Here is a 20,054-nt window from a genome sequence, read left to right as displayed (position 1 = left end):
CGCCTGCGCGGGTTTTTTGCCCCTGTCCCCACAAATTAGCCCTATAAACTAACATCGAACACCCGCTGGGCGGCCCCCGGGCGCGGCGCCCGCCGCGGCCCCCTAGGGTGGCCGCGTGAACGACGTGTTGGAGCGCCTGCGGGCGGAGGCCTCGCGGGCGCCGGAGTACGAGGCGCTGCTCGCGGCCGGCCCGGACGCCCTGGCGGCCTCCCTGACCGAGTCCGGACGGCCGCTGTGGGCCCGCGAGCTGGCCGCCTACCGGCTCGGCCTGGCCGGCGACCGGCGGGCCTTCGAATCGCTCGTCCTGCTCCTCAACCACCGGGACCCGCCGCGCTGCGAGGCCGCCGCGCAGGCGCTGGCCGTCCTCGGGGACCCGCGCACCGCCCGCGCGGCGGCCGCGCTCGCGACCAACGAACTGCGCACGGCCTACGCCCTGCACCCCGTCCGGCTGCTGGCGGCGCTGCGCGCCCCGGAGTCGGCGCCGGCCCTGATCCGCACCCTGGCGAGGCTGCTCGCGCCGAACGACCCGTACTGGCGGGTGGCGCTGGCGTGCGTGGAGGGGCTGGGCGCGCTGGCGGACCAGCGCGCCCGGGAGGTCCTGACCCGGGCGCAGTCCCACCCCCGGCTCGCCGTGGCGGCGACGGCGGCCCTGCGGGGGCTGGAACCCGGCTAGACCGTCCCGCTCCCCGCGACCGGGCACCTGGCTACGCCGGGACCACGGCGAACGCCTCGATCTCCAGGAGCAGTTCGGGCCGGAACAGCGCAGCCACCTGGACGGCCGAGGAGGCCGGCAGCCGGTCGGGGGCGATCACCGCGTCGCGGGCCTCGCGTACCGCCGGCAGGTCGGCCACGTCGGTGACGAAGTAGGTCAGCTTGACCACGTCGTCGAAGGTCGCCCCGGCCGCCGCCAGGCACCGCCGCAGGTTCTCGAAGACCTGCCGGGCCTGGGCGGCGGCGTCGCCGGCTCCGACCACCTCGCCCTTCTCGTCGAAGGCGCACTGCCCGGACACGGCGACGAACCTTCCGGTGCCCCAGACGACGTGGCTGTATCCGGTACCGGCGGCGACGCCCTCGGGAGCGGAGATCCGGGTGAGGTGGCTGTTGGCTGTCATGGCCGCGATTCTGCCCGGCGTGGACCGGCGGGCACCGCCCGCCCCCTGGATCCGCTCCCCTTCGCGTCGCTCCCCGGAGCGTCTAGCCCCGGAAGCCCAGCAGGCCGTGCAGCGCCGCGCCGCCCGCGGACGCCGGGACCGCGCGGGTCGCCGGGATGGGCTTGGGGGCCGGCTGGGCGGGGCAGACGGCGTCCGTGGCCTTGCCCGTCAGCAGGTACGAACCGAGCTTCTCGTCCAGGCACTTGTTGCCGCTGAGCGCGATGCCGTGGTTGCCGCCGCCCTCCTCGACCACCAGCGCCGATCCCGCGAGCTTGCGCCGCATGCTCACCGCACCCTCGTACGGGGTCGCCGCGTCCTCCGTCGCCTGGAAGAGGAGCGCCTGCGGGAGGGCGGTGTTCGTGACGTCCGGGGCCTCGAGCGACTCGGCCGGCCAGAACGCGCACGGAGCGTTGTACCAGGCGTTGTTCCAGGTCATGAAGGGCGCCTTGGCGTGCGTGCGCCACATGTCCGCGCGCCACTGGTTCCAGTCCTTCGGCCAGGCCGAGTCACGGCACTGCACCGCCGTGTACACGCTGTAGCTGTTGCCCGCCGACGGCTCCACCGCGCCGAACTTCTCGTACGCCGCGACCAGCGGCTTCGGGTCGCCCTCCACGGCGTACGCGGAGAAGGCCGCGGCGAGGTGGGGCCAGTAGCCGTTGAAGTAGCCGCCCGGCATGAAGGTGTCCTCCAGCTCGGCCGGACCCACCTTGGCGCCCGCGGGGGTCGCGCGCAGCGCGGAGCGCATCGCGTACCAGCGGGTCTCGACCGCGGAGGGATCGGTGCCCAGGTGGTACGTGGAGTCGTACTGGGCCACCCACGCCAGGAAGGACTTGTGGCGGGCGTCGAAGGCCTGGTCCTGCGCGAGGTTGTCCTCGTACCAGACCCCGGCCGGGTCGACGACCGAGTCGAGGACCAGGCGGTGGATCCGGTCGGGGTGCAGCTTGGCGTACACCGCGCCCAGGTAGGTGCCGTAGGAGTAGCCGAAGTAGCTGAGCTTGTCCGCGCGCAGGGCGGCGCGCAGCACCTCGAGGTCACGGGCGGCCGAGACCGTGCCGATGTACGGGAGCACGTCCGCGTGCTTGGTCTGGCAGGACTCGGCGAAGGACTTCACCCGCTCCAGGTTGGCCCGCTCGGTCTCCGCGTCCACGGGTACGGAATCGGGCCGCACGGGCGTGAAGTGCCCGGCGCCGCAGTCCAGGACGGGCTCGCTCTTGCCGACGCCCCGGGGGTCGAAGCCGATCACGTCGTACTGGGCCGCCACGTCCTTGGGCAGCGCGGCGGCGATGTACCCGGCCAGGGTGCGGCCGCTGCCGCCGGGACCGCCCGGGTTGACGAGCAGCGGGCCCTGGGAGCGGGCGGCCGTGTGGGGGACCCGGGTCAGGGCGAGTGCGATCTGCCGGCCGTCGGGGCGGTCGTGGTCGAGGGGGACCTTGAGCGAGGCGCACTGGAGCGTCGGATAGCGGGAGGTCGCGCAGTTCGACCACCGCAGGGCCGCGGGCGCGGCCGAGGGCGCGGGCGCGGACGGTGCGGCGGCCGTGACCGGGCTCGCGAGCGCGGCGGCGACGGTGGTGACCGCCAGCAGGACGGCGGCCCGCTTCTTCAGGAGTGGACGGATCGTGGCGCTCATGGGGCCTCCCAGCCGAGGGTTCTGGGCGGAATCGTCCCGGAACCTGCGCTCGGAAGGGGGGATTGGGCGGCCGATTGGCCCGATGTGATGACCTTTCAGTCGGTCGTACGGTCGAACGGAGGGCTTCGGGAGGCCCGGAGCGGGCTCAGGGCGGGCCCGGACTGGCCTCAGCGCGGGCTCAGAGCAGGCTCAGCTGGGTCGGCCCGGCGGACGGGGGTCCGGCCGGCCGCTCCGGGACCACGACCCGGCGGGCGGGCCCGCGTCCGCCGGGACCGATGCCGAATTCGGCCGCGAGCTCGTGGACTTGGCGGGTGATCGCGCGCTGGTACCAGGTGGGCGCGTACGAGCCGCCCGCGTACATCCGCTCGTACCGCCCGACCAGGTGGGGATGGTGCTCGCCCAGCCAGGCCGTGAACCACTCGCGGGCGCCGGGCCTCAGATGGAGCACCAGGGGTGTCACGGAGGTCGCGCCCGAGGCGGCGACGGCCCGGACGGTGTCCCGCAGCTGCTCCGGGGAGTCGCCGAGGAAGGGGATCACCGGGGCCATCAGCACCCCGCACTCGATGCCGGCGTCGGTGAGGGTGCGCACGGCGTGCAGCCGGGCGGCGGGCGAAGGGGTGCCGGGTTCCACGGTGCGCCACAGGGCGGTGTCGGTGAAGCCGACGGAGACCGAGATCCCGACGTCGGCGACGGCGGCCGCCTCCTGGAGGAGGGCGAGGTCGCGCAGGATCAGGGTGCCCTTGGTGAGGATGGAGAAGGGGTTGGCGCGCTCGCGCAGCGCCCCGATGATCCCGGGCATGAGGCGGTAGCGGCCCTCGGCGCGCTGGTAGCAGTCGACGTTGGTGCCCATCGCGACGTGCGCGCCGGTCCAGCGGGATGAGCCGAGTTCGCGGCGCAGCAGCTCGGGGGCGTTGGTCTTGACGACGATCTGGGAGTCGAAGTCGATGCCGGTGTCGAGATCGAGGTAGCTGTGCGTCTTGCGCGCGAAACAGTAGACACATGCGTGGCTGCAGCCCCGGTACGGGTTCACGGTCCATTCGAACGGCATCCGCGAGGCGCCGGGGACCCGGTTGAGGATCGAGCGGGCGCGGATCTCGTGGAAGGTGATCCCGCGGAACTCGGGGGTGTCGAAGGTGCGGGTCACGACGGCGCCGGTCCCGAAGAGCGCGGCGGGACCCGTGGGTCCGGCGCCGTCGTGCCCGCGGCCGAGCCCGCCGCCCTTCGCCTTGTCCGGTCCGTCCGCTCCGTCTGCTCCGTCCGCTCCGTCTGCTCCGTCGCTCAGATTGTCCCAGCGCATGGTGCGCCTCCCTCGGTAGCTCTGAGCCGAGAATAGAACAAATGTTCCCATGATCGTGCGTGGCGGGGACCGCGCTGCCGGACGGCGCCCTCCTCGTCGGCGTCCGCTGCCCCGTCCGGCCCGGATTTGGGCCCCCGCCCCGGAGGTGGTTGGCTTGCCGCGACGACGGACACAACTGCTGGAGGAACAGCCATGGCGCAGGTCGAGGCCACCACGGAGCGGATCATCGAGGCCGACGCGGAGACCGTGTTCGACGCGCTGGCCGACTACGCCGGCACCCGGGGGAAGCTGCTGCCCGAGCACTTCAGCGAGTACGAGGTGCGCGAGGGCGGCGACGGCGACGGCACCCTCGTCCACTGGAAGCTCCAGGCCACCAGCAAGCGGGTCCGCGACTGCCTGCTCGAGGTCAGCGAGCCGACCGACGGCCAGCTGGTGGAGAAGGACCGCAACTCCTCCATGGTCACCACCTGGACGGTCACCCCGGCCGGCGAGGGCAAGTCCAGGGCCGTCGTCACCACCGTGTGGAACGGCGCGGGCGGTATCGGCGGCTTCTTCGAGCGCACCTTCGCGCCCAAGGGCCTGGCGCGGATCTATGACACCCTGCTCGACAATCTGGCCGCCGAAGTCAAGCGCTGAACAAGGGCGTTGCCGGTGGGGCCGGGACGCGGCCTCACCGGATCGGGTGAACCGGGCGACCCGCGCCGCCGCGGCCGGGCCGCAGGGGCGAGCGGGGCCGAACCGGGAGCGGACCGGGGTCGTGGACCCGGCCCGGCGCGGCAGCGGAGCGCTCTGGCGTGGCCCCGGGACCCGTGGGGTCCGGGCGGTTAGGGTGGGGGCCTGAGCGCTACCTACCGCCCGGGGGCCCGATGAAGATCCTCATCTCCGCCGACATGGAAGGCGCCACCGGCGTCACCTGGCCTGCCGACGTGCTGCCCGGGACGCCTCAGTGGGAACGCTGCCGGTCGATGTTCACCTCCGATGTGAACGCCGCCGCACTCGGCTTCTACGACGGCGGCGCCGACCAGGTCCTCGTCAACGAGGCCCACTGGACCATGCGCAACCTGCTGCTGGAGCAGCTCGACGAGCGCGTCGAGATGCTCACCGGCCGGCACAAGTCCCTCTCCATGGTCGAAGGCGTCCAGCACGGGGACGTGGACGGCATCGCCTTCGTCGGCTACCACACGGGCGCCGGCGCGGAAGGGGTCCTCGCCCACACCTACCTCGCCAACTCCATCACCGGCGTCTGGCTGAACGGGACCCGGGCGAGCGAGGGGGTCCTCAACGCCCACGTGGTCGCCGAGTACGGGGTCCCGGTCGTCCTCGTCACCGGAGACGACCTGACCTGCGTCGACGCCGCCGGCTACGCCCCGGACGCGATGACCGTCGCCGTCAAGGACCACGTCTCGCGCTACGCCGCCGTGTGCCGCACCCCCACCCGCACGGCCGCGGACATCCGGGCCGCCGCCAAGGCCGCCGCGGGGCTGGCGGTCCGTCACGAACCGTTACGCGCGGGGCCGTTCACGGTAGAGGTGGAGTTCGACGCCGCACACCTGGCGATGGCCGCCACGGTGGTTCCCGGCGTCGCCCCGTCGGGCGAGCGCAAGGTCGTGTACACCAGCGCGACCATGTACGAGGGGATCCGGACCTTCAAGGCGGTCACGACGATCGTCTCGGCAGCGGTGGAGGAGCAGTATGGATGACATGTCCGACCCCAGTCCCGGCTCGGTCCTGGAGTCCCCGGTCGACCCGACGGCGCTCGAGGAGGTCGTCGAGTTCACCTCCGGGCTGATCCGGATCGACACCACCAACCGCGGCGGCGGCGACTGCCGGGAGCGTCCCGCCGCCGAGTACGTCGCCGAGCGGCTGGCGGCCGTCGGCCTCGAGCCGAAGCTGCTGGAGCGGACGCCCGGCCGCACCAACGTGGTGGCCCGGATCGCGGGCACCGACCCCGCGGCCCCCGCCCTCCTGGTCCACGGCCACCTCGACGTGGTCCCCGCCGAGGCCGCCGACTGGACCGTGGACCCCTTCTCGGGAGAGATCCGGGACGGGGTGGTCTGGGGCCGCGGCGCCGTCGACATGAAGAACACGGACGCGATGGTGCTGGCCGTCGTACGGGCCTGGGCGCGGGCCGGTGTGCGACCGCGCCGGGACATCGTCATCGCCTACACCGCCGACGAGGAGGACAGCGCGGTCGACGGGTCCGGCTTCCTCGCCGACCACCACCCGCACCTCTTCGAAGGCTGTACCGAAGGCATCGGCGAGTCCGGAGCCTTCACCGTGCACACGGGGCCGGACCAGTCCCTCTATCCGATCGCCGCCGGTGAACGCGGCACCGCCTGGCTGAAGTTGACGGCGACCGGCACCGTCGGACACGGATCCAAGCCCAACCGGGCCAACGCCGTCAGCCGGCTCGCCGCGGCCGTGGCCCGGATCGGCGAGCACCGGTGGCCGGTCCGCCTCACCGACACCGTGACCGCCTGCCTCACCGAACTGGCCGCCCTCCAGGGGATGTCGGTGGACCCCCGCGCCCCCGGCTTCGACCTCGACGGGGTCCTGCGCTCGCTCGGCCCGGCCGCCGCCCTCGTCGAGGCGACCGTCCGCAACAGCGCCAACCCGACCATGCTGCAGGCCGGTTACAAGCTCAACGTCGTTCCCGGCACCGCCACCGCCTACGTGGACGGGCGCATCCTGCCCGGTGGCGAGGAGGAGTTCGCCGCCACCCTCGACGCGCTCACCGGCCCCGACGTGCGGTGGGAGTTCCACCACCGCGAGGTGGCCCTCGAAGCCCCCGTGGACGGGCGGACGTACGCGGTCCTGCGCGAGTCCGTCGAGAAGTTCGACCCGGAAGGGCACGTGGTCCCCTTCTGCATGGCGGGCGGCACCGACGCCAAGCAGTTCTCCCGCCTCGGCATCACCGGATACGGGTTCTCCCCGCTCAAGCTGCCGCCCGGCTTCGACTACTGGTCCCTCTTCCACGGCGTGGACGAGCGGGTCCCCGTCGACGCCCTGCACTTCGGCGTGCGCGTCCTCGACCACGCGCTGCGCACCCTGTGATGGAGGTCCGGACGGCCCCCTACGGCAGCTGGCCCTCGCCCATCGACGCGGCGCTCGCCGCCTCCCTCGACGGGCGGCCCGAGTACGTGGGCGCCGTCGGCCCCGAGGTGTGGTGGACCGAGCCCCGGCCTGCCGAAGGCGGCCGCCGCACCCTGGTCCGCCGGCCGGCCGGCGGCGGACCCGTGACCTCCGTGCTGCCCGCGCCCTGGAACGTCCGCAGCCGGGTCACCGAGTACGGCGGCCTGCCCTGGGCCGGCACCGTCCGGCCCGCCGGGGGGCCGCTGGTGGTGTTCGTGCACTTCGCCGACCAGCGGCTGTACGCCTACGCGCCGGACGCGCCGGACGCGCCGGAGGGAGGGGGCGGACCGGGCGGCCACGGCGGCGGGGACGGCCACCGCGGACCCGGCGGCTCCGGCCCCCGCCCGCTGACCCCCGTCTCGGCGGTCGGCGGCGGGCTGCGCTGGGCCGACCCCGTGCTGCGCGGCGACGAGGTCTGGTGCGTACTGGAGGAGTTCACCGGGCCCGGACCGACCGATGTGCGCCGCGTCCTGGCCGCCGTACCCCTGGACGGGTCCGCCGCCGAGGACCGGTCGCGGGTGCGGGAGCTGACCGACGACCGGTACCGCTTCACCACCGGCCCCCGGCTCTCCCCGGACGGACGGCAGGCGGCCTGGCTGGTGTGGGATCACCCGCGGATGCCGTGGGACGGCACGGAGCTCAGGCTGGCCGAGGTCACCGAGGACGGCCGGCTCGCGCGGCCGCGGACCGTACTCGGTGGACCCGACGAGGCCGTCGCGCAGATCGAGTGGGCCTCCGACGGGAGCCTCCTCGCGGTGAGCGACCGGGGTGGCTGGTGGAACCCGTACCGGGTGGACCCGCAGACCGGATGGGCCGTCAACCTGTGCCACCGGGAAGAGGAGTTCGGCGGGCCGCTCTGGAAGCCCGGGCTGCGGTGGATCGCCGCGCTCCCCGGGGGCGCCCCGCAGGCCGGGGGCTCCGGGGGAGGGCTCGTCGCCGTCCTGCACGGCCAGGGCTCCTCGGTGCTCGGCGTGCTCGACCCGGAGAGCGGGGACCTGGTGGACGCCGCCGGGCCGTGGACGGCCTGGCAGCCCACGCTCGCCGTCATCGGCAGCCGGGTCTACGGGGTCGCGGCCAGCCCCCGCAGCGCCTACGAGGTGGTGGAGCTGGACACCGTCACCGGACACGCCCGGCCGGTGGGCGGCCGCGGCCCCTCGGGGACGGACGCCGAGGCCGCGACGGACCGCAGGGCCGGAGCGGACCACAGGGCCGGGGCGGACCGCGCGGACCGCGTCGGGCGGGCCGACCCGGCCTACTACCCCGAGCCGCAGAGCAGGACCTTCCACGGTCAGGGCGGCCGCCTGATCCACGCCCACGTCTACCCGCCGCACCACCCCGTCCTGCGGGCACGGGCCGACGAGCTCCCCCCGTACGTGGTGTGGGCGCACGGCGGTCCCACCGACCACGTGCCACCCGTACTCGACCTGAACATCGCCTACTTCACCTCGCGGGGCATCGGCGTCGTCGAGGTCAACTACGGCGGATCCACCGGCTACGGACGCGCCTACCGGGAGCGGCTGCGCGAGCAGTGGGGCGTCGTCGACGTCGAGGACTGCGCGGCTGTGGCGCGCGGACTGGCCGCCGAGGGCACCGCCGACCGGGACCGGCTCGCGATCCGCGGCGCCAGCGCGGGCGGCTGGACGGCGGCGGCCTCACTGGCCGCCACCGACCTCTACGCCTGCGCCGCGGTCATCTACCCGGTGCTGGAGCTGCTCGGCTTCGCCGAGGAGACCCACGACCTGGAGTCCCGCTACGTCGACGGCCTCGCCGGACCGCCGCAGACCCTGGCGCTGCGCAGCCGTGAGCGCTCCCCGGTGGCCCGCGCCGACCGCATCACCGCACCGTTCGTCCTGCTCCAGGGCCTGGACGACCCGGTCTGCCCGCCGGCGCAGGCGCAGCGGCTGCTCGCCGCGATGCGCGGACGGTCGGTACCGCACGCCTACGTGGCCTTCGAGGGAGAGGGGCACGGTTTCCGGCGGGCGGACACCATGGTCCGGGCGCTGGAAGCGGAACTGTCCCTGTACGCGCAGGTGTTCGGGTTCGAGCGCCCGGACGTGCCGTTGCTCCCCCTGGAGCCGTGACGCTCAGCCGGTGTGGACCCAGACGCGGAGCGGGCCGATGGCGGTGAAGCCCTGGCGCAGCGCCGTGTCGAGGTCGTCGCCGGACTCGTAGCCGACGACCGTGAGGCCGGGCCAGAGCGAGGAGACCAGGGCCAGCGCGCCCGCCCAGGCCTCCTCGTCCGGGGTCCCGTCGACGGAGAACACGTTGGAGACGCCGACGACCTCCCCGGTGCGGTTGGCGGCGGCCCCGGCGAGGATCCGCCCCTCGGCGTCCCGGCCCGCGAGGAAGGCGATGTCCCCGTCGTGGTCGGTCAGGAGGCCCGGAGGGAACAGGCCGGTGCTCTTCTCGCCGTCCCAGGCCCTCTCCCACGCGTCCAGCTCCGCGGGACCGGCGACGGGGGCCCACTCCAGAGCCGGGGCCGCGGGGGGAGCGCCCGCCGGGCGGTGGATCCACTGGGCTCCGAAGAGCACCTCGAAACCGGCCGGAGCCAGATCGAGCGCGGCGAAGCTGTCCTTGACCGAGGCACCCGGCGAGGCGGTGTCGATCCCGGCGACGAGCGCGGCCGCGTCGGTGTCCCGGGTGAGGGCCACGGCGTCCGGGTAGTAGAGCGGGGTCCGGCGCGCGCTGACCCACGCCTCTGCGGTGAACTCGCCGTCGCGGCTGACCGCGGCGCACCACGCGGCGTTGTTGTGCGCGGCCGCGAGGAGGAGTTCTTCGGTGTTCGGGGTGATGATCACCCGGAGATCCTGCCACGCGGCACTAGCCTGGGGCGATGGCTTATCCCACGTACCTCGCGGAAGGGGAGCGGGTCGGCCTGCGCCCCTTCCGGACCGCCGACGGACCCGAGTTCACCGCCCGGGTGCACGAGAGCCGCGAGCTGCACCGGCCGTGGCTGTTCCCGCCCGCCACGATCAAGGAGTACGAGCCCTACGCGGCCCGGCTCGCACAGGAGGCCGACGGCCGCAGGGCCGGGTTCCTGGTCTGTGAACGCAACAGCGGGGCCATCGCCGGGTTCGTCAACGTCAACGACATCGTGCGCGGCGCCTTCCGGTGCGGGGCCCTCGGGTACGGGGCCTTCGCGCACGCGGCGGGGCGCGGGCTGCTCGGCGAGGGGCTCGATCTGGTCATCGGCCACGCCTTCGCCGAGGACGGGCTGGACCTGCACCGGCTCGAGGCCAACATCCAGCCCGCGAACACCTCCTCGAGCGCCCTCGTGCGCGGGCGCGGGTTCCGCCTGGAGGGACTCTCGCCTGACTTCCTCCACGTCGACGGGGCCTGGCGGGACCACGAACGCTGGGCGATCACGGCCGAAATGCCTCGTCCCGCGGCCCGGCATCACACAGGATGAGACCATGCGAACCCTCGTGCTCCTCGACGCGCCGTCCAACCTCGGGCTCCGGCCGCCCGCACCGGGCTCCGTACCGGGCGTCTACAAACTGGCCGGCGCCCTGCGGGAACAGGGCCTCCTCGCCCGGCTCGGCGCGCGCGAGGGCGGAGTCGTCGTCCCGCCGCGCTACGACCCGGGCGACTGGAAGGAGGGCGACGGCGTGTTCCACGCCGGGCCCCTCGCCGCGTACACCGTCACCCTCGCCGACCGCATCGAACGTCACCTGCGGGACGGGGAGTTCCCCGTCGTGCTCGGCGGCGACCGCTCCATCCAGCTGGGCGCCGCGCTCGCCATGCGCCGCCTCGGGCGCTACGGGATCGCCGCGATCGACGGCTCCGCCGACTTCCGCCACCCCGGCAACGAGGCCGTGAACGGGCCCGTCGGGGCGGCGGGCGGTGAGGAACCGGCCCTCGCCACCGGGCGCGGCCAGGCCGCCCTGGCGAACCTGGAGGGGCTGGCGCCCTACGTCCGCGACGAGGACGTACGGCTCTTCGGGCTGCGCGACGGGGACCCGGACCTCGTCGAGCTGCGCGCCGCCGGGATCTTCGCCGCCACCGTCGCGGCGATCCGCGACCGGGGCGCCGGGCCGGTGGCGCGCACGGCCCTGACCGGGCTGCAGCCGCCGGCCACCGCCGGATTCTGGGTCCATCTGGACGCCGACGCCCTGGACCCGTCGGTGATGCCGGCCGTCGACAGTCCGGACCCCGGTGGGCTGATCCCGGACGAACTCGCGGAACTCCTCGGCGTCTTGATCAGCTCGCCGCGCTGCGTGGGCCTCGACGTCACCACGTACGACCCGGATCTGGACCCGGAGGGACGGGCGGGAGCCCTGCTCGCGGACCTGGTGGCCGGGACGTTCGCGTAGGAGCGGCTCCGGGGGTGGGCGGGTGCGCCCGCCCCAGACCCGATCGCGCCGTCGTCGCGCTCGCGCAGCAGGTCCGCGTGGCCGGTGTGCCGAGCGTGCTCCTCGCTCGTGTGCGCGGCCACCGGCCCGCGCCACGACGGGCTTTGCGTAATCCTGACCGGTGGTGATCCGGCGAATCCCTGTGCACCGGCCGCCGTGGCGTGTTCCATTTCTCCATGGCCACCACCGTCAGCCGCTCCGTACTCACCCTCCCCGCCGCCCCGTTGGGACCCGAGAACCCGCTGCCCGCCCTCCGCGCGCCGGACGGCGTGCACGTGCTCGACGAGCGTTCGCGCGCGGGCCTGCCGCGCGACATGGCCCGTCAGATCGGGTACGAGCCCCTGCGCTCACTGCTGCCCGTCCGGATCCGGGACGGGTACCGGCGGCAGCGGTCGGAGCGGGACTTCGAGACCGTCGTCATCGAGAACGCGCACCTGCGCGTCACCGTCCTGCCCGGACTCGGTGGCCGGGTCCACTCGCTCGTCCACGTCCCCACCGGACGCGAACTGCTGTACCGCAACCCGGTGTTCCAGCCCGCCAACTTCGCCCTCAACGGTGCCTGGTTCTCCGGCGGCATCGAGTGGAACCTCGGCGCCACCGGCCACACCACCCTGTCCTGCGCCCCGCTGCACGCGGCTCTCGTACCGGCGCCCGACGGGGGAGTGATGGTGCGGCTGTGGGAGTGGGAGCGGCTGCGCGACCTGCCGTTCCAGGTGGACCTCTGGCTCCCCGGGGACTCGGAGTTCCTCTACGTCGGCGTCCGCGTGCGCAATCCGCACGAGCGCCCCGCGCCCGTGTACTGGTGGTCCAACATCGCCGTTCCCGAAGGCCCGGGCACCCGCGTCCTGGCCCCGGCCGACGAGGCCTGGCACTTCGGGTACGAGCGGTCCCTGCGGAGCGTCCCCGTGCCCGCGTGGGAGGGCACGGACCGCACGTACCCGCTGAACAGCACCTACCCGGCCGACTTCTTCTACGAGGTCCAGGAGGGGCACCGGCCCTGGATCGCCTCCCTCGACGCCGACGGGCAGGGCCTCGTACAGACGTCGACGGCCCGGCTGCGCGGCCGCAAGCTCTTCGTCTGGGGTGCGGGCGAGGGCGGCAGGCGCTGGCAGGATTGGCTGACGGAACCGGGCACGGGCGGGTACGCGGAGATCCAGGCCGGGCTGGCCCGGACCCAGCTGGAGCACGTACGGCTCGAGGCCGGAGCGGAGTACAGCTGGCTGGAGGCCTACGGGGCGCTGTCCGCGGATCCGGCGGCCGTGCACGGGGAGGACTGGGCGGCGGCGCGCGGCGCGGCCGGGACGGCGCTGGAGTCGGCGCTGCCCGGCGCGGCCGTGGACGCGGCCTACGCGGCGTGGCGCGCGTGCGCCGACACCGAGCCGGGGGAGCGGCTGGCGGCTGGCTCCGGCTGGGGCGCGCTGGAGGTGGTGTGCGGGGGCCACAAGCTGCCCGGCACCCCGTTCGGCGAGGACACGCTCGGCGAGGAGCAGGAGCCGTGGCTGGAGCTGTGGCGCACCGGGGTCTTCCCCGCTCCGCGCCGGGTGGCGCCGCCCGGCCCGAGCCTGGTCGCCCCGCACTGGCGGGACATGCTGGAGACGGCGCGGGCGGACCCGCTGACCGAGTACCACCTCGGGGTCGCGCAGTGGCACGCCGGGGACATCGCCCAGGCGGTGCGCAGCTGGGAGCGCGGGCTGGCGCTGGCGCCCTCGCAGTGGCCGCTGCTGAGGTGCATGGCGGTGGCGGACGGCCTCGCCGGGGACCCGGAGCGGGCGGCCCGCCGGTACGCGGAGGCCTTCGAGGACCTGGCCCAGGAGAGCCGGGGCGGGGCGGCCTGGCTGGCCGCCGAGTCGGCGCTGGGCCGCGAGGCGATGGGGGCCCTCCTGGCGGCCGGCCGCCCGGCACGGGCCCGCGCGGTCTGGGACCGGCTCCGGCCCGCCCTGCGCGACGAGGGCCGGTTCCGCCTGGCGGCGGCCCGGCTGCTGGCGGCGGAGGGCCATGTCGTGGCGGCCCGACGGGTGTTCGAGGAGGACTTCGAGCTGGCCGACCTCCGGGAGGGCGAGGAGATCCTCTCGCAGGTCTGGTCCACCCTCACGGACCGCCCGCTGCCGACGCAGTACAACTTCCGCATGCGCCCGCCGGGGGACTGAGACGGGGGCCGGCCGCTCTGCCGTGCGGTCCCCGGGGTTCTACGGCGACGGCCGCCTCTCCCGGGTGGGAGGGACGGCCGTCGTCATGCTGTCGTGGTAGCGGTGCTCTTGGTGCTACCGGTGGGTCAGGGGGCCGCGTCGAGGCTCGGCAGGGGCAGGGGCGCGGTGCCCAGGGCCGTGATGGTCCAGCGCTGGGCGTCGGAGCCGTTGCAGTCGAACAGCCACAGCTGGCGGCCCGGGGTGAGGTCGAAGTTGCCGACGTCGATGCAGCGGCCGGAGGCCGGGTTGTAGAGGGAACCGTCGGCGCGGGGCAGGAACTGCTGCGCGGGAGTTCCGCCGCAGGTCCGCAGCTCGAGCAGGGTGGTGTTGATGGTCCCCGCGTTGGTCGCGTTGACGCATCCGCCCTGGACCCGGAGGGTTCCGTCGGCCCGGACCTCGAAGTCCTGCGCGCCGGTACCGTTGCAGCCCGTAATTTGGATCTTGTTGCCGTCCTGGGTGCCGGAGTGGTCGTTGTCCACGCAGATGCCCGGGGTGCCCGGTGCCGCTGTGAGCGCGATGCGGCCCGCGGTGGCGGGTGCGGTGGGGGCGGCGGCGTAGTTGTAGGCGGCGAAGTTGCTGACGCCGCCGTTCAGGACGTCGGAGTTGACTCCGCCGACCTTGTACCGGCCGAAGACGATCGGACCGCTGGGAGCGGGGCCGGTGGCCGCCGCGTGGTGACCGGTGCCGGCGAGAACACCGTTGACGTAGAGGCTCATCAGACCGCTGTCGGCCTTGTAGACGGCGGTCAGGCGGGTCCAGGCGTCAGGGGTCCACCGGGCGGCCTCGTTGGCCACTGCGGTGTAGTCATAGGGCCAGCCGCCGCCCTGGGCGTTGGCCATGGCGAAGCTCCACTGACCGGTGTTCTTGTCGCCGTAGATCATGAAGGAGCTGTTCTGGGTGCCGTCCTGACTGACGACCATGCTGGTCGTGGGGCCCGGGTTGGTCGACCCGTGTTTGGCCCAGGTGGTGATGGTGAAGTCCTTGCGGGTGTCGATTCCCGGGCCGGTGGTGGTGATGGTGGACCCGGCGCCGTTGAACGCGGCGTAGGAGGTGCTGCGGCCCTCGATGGCCTCGGCGGCGGGGTAGGTGATGCCGGTGGTGGTGGCGGGGTTCTTGTTGCCGCCGGCGCTGGGGGTGGTCGTGGCGGTCCCGGTGTTCAGCTTCCACTGGTAGGTGGGGGTGTTGAGGCTGCCCTGGAGGGTGAAGGCGGGGGCGATGCCGGTGACGGTGGGGTAGAGGACCGAGGTGCCGTTGGGTGCGGTGCCGAGGCCGTTGAAGGAGACGAGCTGCTGGTCCTTGTCGACGGCCCAGAGGTCGGGGATCTTGTCGCCGTCGAGGTCGCCGTCGGAGCCGACGCGCGGGTAGCGGGCCGGGTCGATCTTGCCGGTGATGAGGCCGGCGGCCGGGTCGGTGAAGCCGGTGAGGTCCGGGGCGTCAGCGGTGCCCTTGATGCTGAAGGCGTGGAGGGTGCCGCCGTCGGTCTTGTTGCGGGCCCACAGGGTGGGGAAGTTGGTGCCCTGGGCGCGGCCCGGGGTGAGGAGCTCGTAGGAGTCCCACTTGGTGTCGTTGGCGGAGATCAGGATCGCCGGGGAGTCGAGCTGGTTGGGCTCGATCTTGGGCAGGGCCAGCCACAAGCGTCCGTTCTCCACCCAGAGGAGGGAGGTCTGCGGGAGGGAGTTGGGACTCCCAGGGATGCTGTCGCCGGTGACGGAGCCGTAGGCGGCGATCTGGGTGACCTTGGACCAGTCGCCGCCGAAGCCGTAGTCGGGGCAGGCGATGGTGGTGAAGTCCGGGGTGGCGCAGCTGGTGGGCTTGGGCACGCTGGTGGGGGTTTGGCTGTCGACGAGTCCGGTGCCGTTGTTGGTGAAGATGTAGAGCTTGGGCTTGCCGGGTTCGTGGGCGAGGAGGTCGTCGACGAGCTTGTCGTTGAGATTGCCGCGGTGGGTGAGCTGGATGCCGTTCCAGCCGTTGCCGCTCACGCTGGAGCGGGCGAGGGCGACGGCGGAGGCGGCGGGGTCGGCGCCGCCGTTGATCTGGCGGATGTTGCCGGCGGAGTCGGCGAGGACGACGTCGGCCTTCTTGTCACCGTTGATGTCGCCGAAGATCGGGGCCGGGCTGTTCGGGTTCGACGGGACGTAGAAGCTGTGGACGACGGGCTGGGACATGTTGCCCGCGTTGTCCTGCGTCTGGAGGTAGAGGTAGTTCGTGCCCCAGGCCCGCGGGGTGTACTTGACGGTCGCCTTGCCGTCGGTGAAGGTCTTGATGATCTGCGGGTCGGAGTCCGTGCAGTTCCAGTCGGAAGCCGCCTTGACCGGGTCCGTGGTCCAGCGGGCGCAGGCCAGGCCGGAGCTACGGGTGCCGGCGCCGGCGCCGAGCGGAAGGTTGTCCGCTCCGGCGAGCGTGAAGGTGCCCTCCTCGCCCACACGTTTGGGGTGACCGCCGGTGGTGCCGGAGAGCGGGAAGTCGGTCGAGGCGACCGATGCGGACGGTGGGGTCCGGTCGACGCGGAAGAAGCACCAGCTGGTCTCGGGGCTGGTCAGGGTCCCGTCCGTGGTGCGGGAGGTCCAGCCGTACTGGTGGCCGTCAATCGTCGCGCCGATATCGATGGCTGCGTCGCCGGAGGAGCCGTTCCATCCGGTCTGGTGCCACGTGGTGGCACCGGCGGCATCGTCGTCCCAGACCTGGAAAGTCGTCTGGAGCAGGCGGCCGGATGTCGAGTTGGTGGCAGAGCGGAGGATGACGCTGGTGTTCGCGCCGATCCAGCCCGGGTTGTCCCAGGGCTTGGCCACACCGGGGGTCGTGCAGACGGAATAGGCGCCCGCGTCGGCGAAGCCGGGGGTGGGGCTGGTCCGCGGGTTCCAGATGCTGGGGGCGGTGTCGTAGGTGACCACGATGTGGGGGGCGTTGCTGAACCGCTGCCGGTAGTACATGTTGTACTCGTCGTCCGGCGCGAGGCCGAAGGTGATGGTCGAGGACCGGTTGGAGGCGTGGGTCCTCATCTGCGCGGTGACGTCGTACTGGATCTCACCTGTGCCTGAGATCGTGGCGCCACCGATCTTGGTGCAGCCGCCCATGCGCGAGTTCTTGTCGCAGGGCTGCCTGTCCCAGCTCGTAGGGCTGCTGATCCCCGACGGCGTGAGGTACAGGCCCATCGGAGTGGCCGTGCTGGGGCTGGAGGAAGAGACGACGGTGGCGTAGAAGCGCGCGTCAAGGACCTCGGTGCCGTAGATGGCGGAGTTGATGCCGATCTGGAAGTAGGCCCGCTCACGCCCCTTCCTCGTACACGTCGAGTAACCGCAGTAGCCCGAGGCCGGGGTGTTCTGGCCGTTCGAGGTCCCGTTGAACTCATTGGTGTCCGGGTACGCCTCCTGGACCTGCGACCAGGCCTGGTTGGTGTTGTCCACGGCGGGGCTGACCCCGGGGTCGATGTACCACGGGCCGGTGCCCTGGCCGAGAACGGAGGCATCGGGGGTCAGCTCGATACCCGTGGCGTCGGCCTTGATGCCGATCGGCTTCACGTTGGCGCCGCCACCGGGGCCGTCGGCGCTGGAGGTGAGGGCCGCGTCAGCGGCGGGGACAGCGGGATCTGCCTGTGGGGCGGTGTCCGCACCGCTCACGCCAGCGGACTTGCTGCTCTTCGCGCCGCTCTGCGGAACCGCCGCCTGAGGGGCGGCCGCCGTCGCCGAGTCCCACATGAAGGAGGTGGGGCTGGTGAAACGGACCTTGCCCTGGGCGTCCTTGAAGGAGATGTTTCCGGCGGCGTCGGCGGAGGTGGTGAGACCTTGGGCGTCGACGTCGAGGCGGATCTTCGCCAGGGCCGGGTTGGCGGCCGCCTGGGCGGTGTGGACGATCAGGACCTGGCTCCAGCCGCCGAGCTGGGTGGCGGTCAGGCGCAGGTCGACATCGGGCAGGACGTTCTTGTAGAGCGCGTCGTTGCCGTCGAGCGTGGGCTTGGGCAGCGTGAAGGGCGCCTTGACGGCCAGCTTCTTTCCATCGCCCGTGGTCATCGTCGCCATCGGGCCGGTTCCGCCACCGGAAAGGCTCAGGGGGGAGGGGACCACAGCCGGGGATATGGTGCCGTCGGCGTTGACCTGCAGCGTGGTGTCGATCGCCCGCCAGGCCCCGTCCTTCTGCTTCACCCGCTCCGGAGCCGAGGCCGCATCCACCGTGAGCGTGCCGCCGGGGTTGGCGAATGTCTGCGAGTTGCCGGTCGCCAAGTGGTCAACGGCCACCCGCTTGCCCATGCTCTTAGCCTGAGCCAGCGCGGCCTCGACGGCCTTCTGCTCGGCAGTGAGCTCAGGCCTGCGGGTGGGGGCAGGCCAGTCGTGGCTGGCCGGCCCGTTCGAGGCGAAGGCGTTCGGGGCGGTGAGAAGCCCGGCTCCGAGCGACAACACCGCCGCGCCGACTACGGGCAGCATCGCAGCCGCGGATGCCCGTCGCCGACGGAGGAACCCCGGCCCGGGGTGAGATGAAGAAGTTGGCCTCATGGACAGAGGTCCTCGCTATGTGCGTTGGTGAACGAAGGTCACGCGCACGATCCTTGCTAATCGCAAATACGTCAACATTTTCTAGGTTCTGTATGTCCGGTAAGCACTACGAAGCATCAGATTGCCCACCAGGTGACATTGATCATGTAAGCGGATGTTAAGGAAAGTCTGTACGCGGCGATCTTCCTCTCCTTAAGGTGCGCTGGATCTGGACCCGACCGGGGCCGGACCGCTCCACCTCTTTCCCTGTGGGGGGATTTTGTTGTCTCGTCAGGGTGGCTCGTTTTCGCGCGTGCGCGCGAAACGGCCACGTGTAGCGATGGTCGCCGTGCTAGCGGTGCTCATCTCCGGCCTGGGCTTGCCCGCGGCCGAAGCGGCGGCGAAGCCGCCGAAGGTGTGGGTGCCGCCGAAGACGGCGCTCCCGCAGACCAAGCCCGTCAAGGGCTCCAATGCCAAGCCCACCGGCGCGAAAGCGCCCGCGAGCAAGCCGTGGTCACTGGACGCGAAGGCCAAGGCTCCCGCCGGCTCCGCAACCGTTCCACTTGTTTCTACTAGCGAATTCACAACTGTCGCTGATGCAAAGGCTGTTCGGGCCGGTGAGCTGCCGGTCTGGCTGTCCGCTCGGTCAGGCTCAAAGGCTTCCACGAAGCTTTCCGAACTCGCGATCGCCCCTTCCGGTAGCAGCGGTTCCGGTGAGGGTTCGCTGCGGGTGGAGGTGAAGGACGAGGCGAAGACGCGTGCGGCGGGTGTCGAGGGTGCGCTCGTCGCCCTCACCGACGCCGCGGGTTCTGCTGCTTCGGGCAAGGTGCAGGTCGGTTTCGACGTGTCGGCGTGGTCGAAGACCGCCGGTGCGAACTGGGGCGACCGCGCACGCGTGGTGCAGCTTCCGGGCTGCGCCCTGACGACACCCGGTGCCGCGGGTTGCACGGCCCGTACCCCGGTTGCCTCGCATCGGGATGCGTCGGGCCGGCTGGTAGCCGAGATCGACCCGCCCAAGTCGGCGGCTCCGGCCGCGAGCAGCTTGAAGTCGCCCTCGGGTACGAAGTCGGCGCTTGCGTCGGCTCCGCAGGTGATGGCGCCGCAGGCGGTGGCGCTTGCGGTCGAGCCGGGTCCGTCGGGTGCGTCGGGTGACTTCACCGCGACCCCGTTGCTTCCTTCCGCTTCTTGGCAGGCGGGTTCGAACGCGGCGAACTTCACTTATGGCTACACGGTGGAGGTCCCGTCGTCGATCGCGGGCGCCGGGCCGGATGTGGGCCTGGCCTACGACTCGTCTTCGATCGATGGCCGTACGGCGTCGACGAACGCGCAGGCGTCGGGTTTTGGTGAGGGCTGGGACTGGAGTCCGGGTTCGATCTCGCGTTCTTACAAGGGCTGTAAGGATGCGGGGATCGCGGAGTCGGGTGACGAGTGCTGGGCGGGTGACATCCTGTCGTTGAGTCTGGCGGGTCACGCGGGTCAGATCGTCCGGGACGACGCGACGTGTGTCTATCACCTGCAGGGTGAGGACGGCACGAAGATCGAGCGTCTGACCGGGCAGCGCAACGCTGCGTGGAAGGGTGAGGGTTTCAAGGTCACCACGACCGACGGCACCCAGTACTACTTCGGCGCCAACCGTCTCCCGGGCGGTGACGGTACGGACCCCGAAGCCAAGTCGGTTTCGACGGTCCCGGTGTACTTCAACAGCGGTCAGGACAAGTGCCTGGGCGCTGACACCCCTGGCAACGGTTCGTGGCAGCAGCTGGGCTGGCAGTGGAACCTCGACTACGTCGTGGACCCGCACCAGAACCTGGTGACCTACCGCTACGAGCAGGAGGACAACTAC

13 protein-coding genes and 1 pseudogene are annotated in these 20,054 nt (G+C 72.6%); 9 read left to right on the top strand and 5 right to left on the bottom strand.

The window, feature by feature from the left end; genetic code table 11:
• Positions 1-115 precede the first annotated feature (115 nt).
• Complete coding sequence (locus tag ACWF9Z_RS28460) at positions 116-673, top strand: HEAT repeat domain-containing protein (RefSeq protein ID WP_453606467.1); 558 nt, start codon at positions 116-118, stop codon at positions 671-673.
• 31 nt (positions 674-704) lie between these two features.
• Here the strand turns inward: ACWF9Z_RS28460 and ACWF9Z_RS28455 are convergent, their stop codons facing one another.
• From ACWF9Z_RS28455 to ACWF9Z_RS28445, 3 genes are all read right to left on the bottom strand, one after another.
• The gene (locus ACWF9Z_RS28455) at positions 705-1,112 is read right to left on the bottom strand and encodes a RidA family protein (RefSeq protein WP_453606466.1); all 408 of its coding nucleotides are present in this window, start codon (positions 1,110-1,112) and stop codon (positions 705-707) included.
• A gap of 82 nt (positions 1,113-1,194) precedes the next feature.
• Positions 1,195-2,778 (bottom strand): alpha/beta hydrolase, encoded by a 1,584-nt coding sequence (locus ACWF9Z_RS28450; RefSeq protein WP_453606464.1) that lies wholly within the window; start codon positions 2,776-2,778, stop codon positions 1,195-1,197.
• A gap of 178 nt (positions 2,779-2,956) precedes the next feature.
• Positions 2,957-4,075, bottom strand: a complete 1,119-nt coding sequence (locus ACWF9Z_RS28445) for an Rv2578c family radical SAM protein (RefSeq protein WP_453606462.1) — start codon at positions 4,073-4,075, stop codon at positions 2,957-2,959.
• Between the two features lie 192 nt (positions 4,076-4,267).
• Between ACWF9Z_RS28445 and ACWF9Z_RS28440 the strand changes: the two genes are divergently transcribed.
• From ACWF9Z_RS28440 to ACWF9Z_RS28425, 4 genes are all read left to right on the top strand, one after another.
• On the top strand, positions 4,268-4,711 hold the full coding sequence (locus ACWF9Z_RS28440; RefSeq protein WP_453606461.1) for an SRPBCC family protein: 444 nt from the start codon (positions 4,268-4,270) through the stop codon (positions 4,709-4,711).
• A gap of 230 nt (positions 4,712-4,941) precedes the next feature.
• Positions 4,942-5,775 (top strand): M55 family metallopeptidase, encoded by an 834-nt coding sequence (locus ACWF9Z_RS28435; RefSeq protein ID WP_453606459.1) that lies wholly within the window; start codon positions 4,942-4,944, stop codon positions 5,773-5,775.
• A 1-nt stretch (position 5,776) separates the two neighbouring features.
• Positions 5,777-7,129, top strand: a complete 1,353-nt coding sequence (locus ACWF9Z_RS28430) for a M20/M25/M40 family metallo-hydrolase (RefSeq protein ID WP_453606457.1) — start codon at positions 5,777-5,779, stop codon at positions 7,127-7,129.
• A complete protein-coding gene (locus ACWF9Z_RS28425) occupies positions 7,129-9,288 on the top strand; it encodes a dipeptidyl-peptidase 5 (protein WP_453606455.1) in 2,160 nt (719 codons plus the stop codon). Before ACWF9Z_RS28430 ends, ACWF9Z_RS28425 begins: the two co-directional genes overlap by 1 nt.
• Positions 9,289-9,291: 3 nt before the next feature.
• Here the strand turns inward: ACWF9Z_RS28425 and ACWF9Z_RS28420 are convergent, their stop codons facing one another.
• Entirely contained in the window at positions 9,292-9,999 is a 708-nt protein-coding gene (locus tag ACWF9Z_RS28420; RefSeq protein ID WP_453606580.1) for a hypothetical protein, read from the bottom strand.
• Positions 10,000-10,040: 41 nt separating this feature from the next.
• On the opposite strand from ACWF9Z_RS28420, the gene ACWF9Z_RS28415 reads away from it, so the two are divergent.
• From ACWF9Z_RS28415 to ACWF9Z_RS28405, 3 genes are all read left to right on the top strand, one after another.
• Positions 10,041-10,616 carry a GNAT family N-acetyltransferase gene (locus ACWF9Z_RS28415; protein ID WP_453606453.1) on the top strand — a complete coding sequence of 192 codons (576 nt, stop codon included), beginning with the start codon at positions 10,041-10,043 and terminating at the stop codon, positions 10,614-10,616.
• Between the two features lie 4 nt (positions 10,617-10,620).
• The gene (locus tag ACWF9Z_RS28410) at positions 10,621-11,520 is read left to right on the top strand and encodes an arginase family protein (RefSeq protein WP_453606451.1); all 900 of its coding nucleotides are present in this window, start codon (positions 10,621-10,623) and stop codon (positions 11,518-11,520) included.
• Positions 11,521-11,735: 215 nt separating this feature from the next.
• Positions 11,736-13,706 carry a DUF5107 domain-containing protein gene (locus ACWF9Z_RS28405; protein WP_453606449.1) on the top strand — a complete coding sequence of 657 codons (1,971 nt, stop codon included), beginning with the start codon at positions 11,736-11,738 and terminating at the stop codon, positions 13,704-13,706.
• A 125-nt stretch (positions 13,707-13,831) separates the two neighbouring features.
• On the opposite strand, the gene ACWF9Z_RS28400 is transcribed toward ACWF9Z_RS28405, so the two are convergent.
• The gene (locus ACWF9Z_RS28400) at positions 13,832-18,163 is read right to left on the bottom strand and encodes a ricin-type beta-trefoil lectin domain protein (protein WP_453606447.1); all 4,332 of its coding nucleotides are present in this window, start codon (positions 18,161-18,163) and stop codon (positions 13,832-13,834) included.
• A gap of 388 nt (positions 18,164-18,551) precedes the next feature.
• On the opposite strand from ACWF9Z_RS28400, the pseudogene ACWF9Z_RS28395 reads away from it, so the two are divergent.
• A pseudogene (locus ACWF9Z_RS28395) lies at positions 18,552-20,054 on the top strand (polymorphic toxin-type HINT domain-containing protein); the annotation flags it as partial.

The organism is Streptomyces sp. NPDC054961, from assembly GCF_053609145.1.
This window is presented reverse-complemented; position numbering and strand designations above follow the sequence as displayed.

Bases quoted from the DNA above. Each gene is read 5' to 3' on its own strand.
- ACWF9Z_RS28400 (WP_453606447.1), bottom strand. From the start codon at position 18,163: ATGCTGCCCGTAGTCGGCGCGGCGGTGTTGTCGCTCGGAGCCGGGCTT.
- ACWF9Z_RS28405 (WP_453606449.1), top strand. From the start codon at position 11,736: ATGGCCACCACCGTCAGCCGCTCCGTACTCACCCTCCCCGCCGCCCCG.
- ACWF9Z_RS28425 (WP_453606455.1), top strand. From the start codon at position 7,129: ATGGAGGTCCGGACGGCCCCCTACGGCAGCTGGCCCTCGCCCATCGAC.
- ACWF9Z_RS28440 (WP_453606461.1), top strand. From the start codon at position 4,268: ATGGCGCAGGTCGAGGCCACCACGGAGCGGATCATCGAGGCCGACGCG.
- ACWF9Z_RS28435 (WP_453606459.1), top strand. From the start codon at position 4,942: ATGAAGATCCTCATCTCCGCCGACATGGAAGGCGCCACCGGCGTCACC.
- ACWF9Z_RS28430 (WP_453606457.1), top strand. From the start codon at position 5,777: ATGTCCGACCCCAGTCCCGGCTCGGTCCTGGAGTCCCCGGTCGACCCG.
- ACWF9Z_RS28455 (WP_453606466.1), bottom strand. From the start codon at position 1,112: ATGACAGCCAACAGCCACCTCACCCGGATCTCCGCTCCCGAGGGCGTC.
- ACWF9Z_RS28450 (WP_453606464.1), bottom strand. From the start codon at position 2,778: ATGAGCGCCACGATCCGTCCACTCCTGAAGAAGCGGGCCGCCGTCCTG.
- ACWF9Z_RS28410 (WP_453606451.1), top strand. From the start codon at position 10,621: ATGCGAACCCTCGTGCTCCTCGACGCGCCGTCCAACCTCGGGCTCCGG.
- ACWF9Z_RS28415 (WP_453606453.1), top strand. From the start codon at position 10,041: ATGGCTTATCCCACGTACCTCGCGGAAGGGGAGCGGGTCGGCCTGCGC.
- ACWF9Z_RS28445 (WP_453606462.1), bottom strand. From the start codon at position 4,075: ATGCGCTGGGACAATCTGAGCGACGGAGCAGACGGAGCGGACGGAGCA.